The sequence below is a fragment of the Micromonospora maritima genome, from assembly GCF_902825405.1.
In the GTDB taxonomy this organism is placed as follows: Bacteria; Actinomycetota; Actinomycetes; order Mycobacteriales; family Micromonosporaceae; genus Micromonospora; species Micromonospora maritima.
This window is the reverse complement of the sequence record NZ_CADEAU010000743.1, coordinates 1-2,026: the sequence shown is the minus strand read 5'-3', so window position 1 is coordinate 2,026 and position 2,026 is coordinate 1. Positions and strand designations below refer to the sequence as shown.

Annotated in this window: 2 protein-coding genes; both read left to right on the top strand. The window is 74.1% G+C overall.

From position 1 onward, the window contains the following. Positions 1 to 551: phosphopantetheine-binding protein (locus tag HUW36_RS31780; RefSeq protein WP_246248423.1), on the top strand; the 551-nt coding region annotated here is incomplete at its 5' end. Between the two features lie 33 nt (positions 552 to 584). Beyond that, on the top strand, positions 585 to 2,026 hold a 1,442-nt coding region (locus HUW36_RS31775; protein WP_174531442.1), incomplete at its 3' end, for a type I polyketide synthase.

Genomic DNA, 2,026 nt, shown 5'->3' with positions numbered 1-2,026 from the left:
CGGTCGACGCCGGCGCGGCCGCGACCGGCGGCGTGCCGCTCGCGCAGCGGCTCGCCGGCCTCTCCGACGACGAGCGGCGCAGGGTGCTCCTCGACGTGGTCCGGGCCAACGTCGCCGCCGTGCTCGGTCACGCCGGACCGGAGGCCGTCGACCCGGGCCGGCTCTTCACCGACCTGGGCTTCGACTCGCTCACCGCGGTCGACCTGCGCAACCGGCTCAACACCCTGTCCGGGCTGCGGCTGCCCGCCACGCTGGTCTTCGACTACCCGACGCCGCAGGCGCTCGCCGGGAAGCTGGCCGGGGAGATCGCCGCCGACGCCGCCCCCTCCACCCGACCGCTGTTCCAGGGCATCGACGCGGTGGAGTCGCTGCTGACCACGCTCGCCCTCGACCCGGAGACCCGGGACCGGTTCACCACCCGGATGCGGGACCTGCTGGCCAAGGCCACCGACCTCGCCGGTCCGGCCGCCGAACCGGACCGGCCCGACCTGGACGCGGCCAGCGACGACGAGATCTTCGACTTCATCAGCAAAGAGTTTGGAATCTCCTGACATGACCGAACCGCGGATCGAGGCAGGGACGCGATGAGCGACGACGACAAGCTGCGGTACTTCCTCAAGCGGGTGACCGCCGACCTGCACGACACGAAGCGCAAGCTGCAGACCGTCGAGGCGCGGGACGCCGAACCGCTCGCCATCGTGTCGATGAGCTGCCGGTTCCCCGGCGGCGTCCGGTCCCCGGAGGACCTGTGGCAGCTGGTGGCCGACGGCCGGGACGCGCTCACCGAGTTCCCCGACGACCGCGGCTGGGACCTCGACGCGCTCTACGACCCCGACCCGGACAAGCCGGGCAAGAGCTACACCCGGGTCGGCGGATTCCTCGACGGCGCCGGTGACTTCGACCCGGCCCTGTTCGGCATCTCGCCCCGCGAGGCCCTCGCCATGGACCCGCAGCAGCGGCTGCTGCTGGAGACCTCGTGGGAGGCGATCGAGCGGGCCGGCATCGACCCGCTGTCGCTGCGGGGCAGCCAGACCGGCGTCTTCGTCGGCCTCAGCACGTCCAACTACGGCATGGGCCTGCCGCACGTGCCCGACGGCGTCGACATGTACCTCGGCACCGGCAACACCACGAGCGTCGCCTCCGGCCGGATCTCGTTCACGCTCGGCCTCAACGGGCCCGCCGTCACCGTCGACACCGCCTGCTCGTCCTCCCTGGTCGCCCTGCACCTGGCCGGGCAGGCGCTGCGCCGCGGCGAGTGCGACCTGGCCGTCGCCGGCGGCGTCACCGTGATGGCCACCCCCGGTGTCTTCGTGGTCTTCTCCCGCCAGCGCGGCATGTCCGTCGACGGGCGGTGCCGCGCGTTCGCGGCCGGCGCCGACGGCACCGGCTGGGGCGAGGGCGGCGGTGTGGTCGTGGTGGAACGACTCGCCGACGCCGAACGCCACGGCCACCCGATCCTCGCCGTGATCCGGGGCAGTGCCTTGAACCAGGACGGCGCCTCCAACGGGCTCACCGCCCCCAACGGACCCTCCCAGCAGCGGGTCATCCGCGCCGCGCTGGCCAACGCGCGGCTCGGCGCGGCCGACGTCGACCTGGTCGAGGCGCACGGCACCGGCACCACGCTCGGCGACCCGATCGAGGCGCAGGCGCTCATCGCCACGTACGGGCAGGACCGTCCCGCCGACCGGCCGCTGCTGCTGGGCTCGGTGAAGTCGAACATCGGCCACACCCAGAGCGCCGCCGGCGTCGCCGGGCTGGTCAAGATGGTGATGGCGCTGCGGCACGGCACGTTGCCGGCGACGCTGCACGTGGACGAGCCGTCGCCGCACGTGGACTGGTCCGCCGGCGCGGTGGAACTGATCACCGAGAACCGGCCCTGGCCGGAGCTGGGCCGCCCCCGCCGCGGCGGCGTCTCCTCGTTCGGCGTCAGCGGCACCAACGCCCACGTCATCGTCGAGGAGTACCGCCCGGACGCGCCGGCCGCCGACGACGACACCGCCGCGCCCGCGCCGCGCCGGCCCGGGCT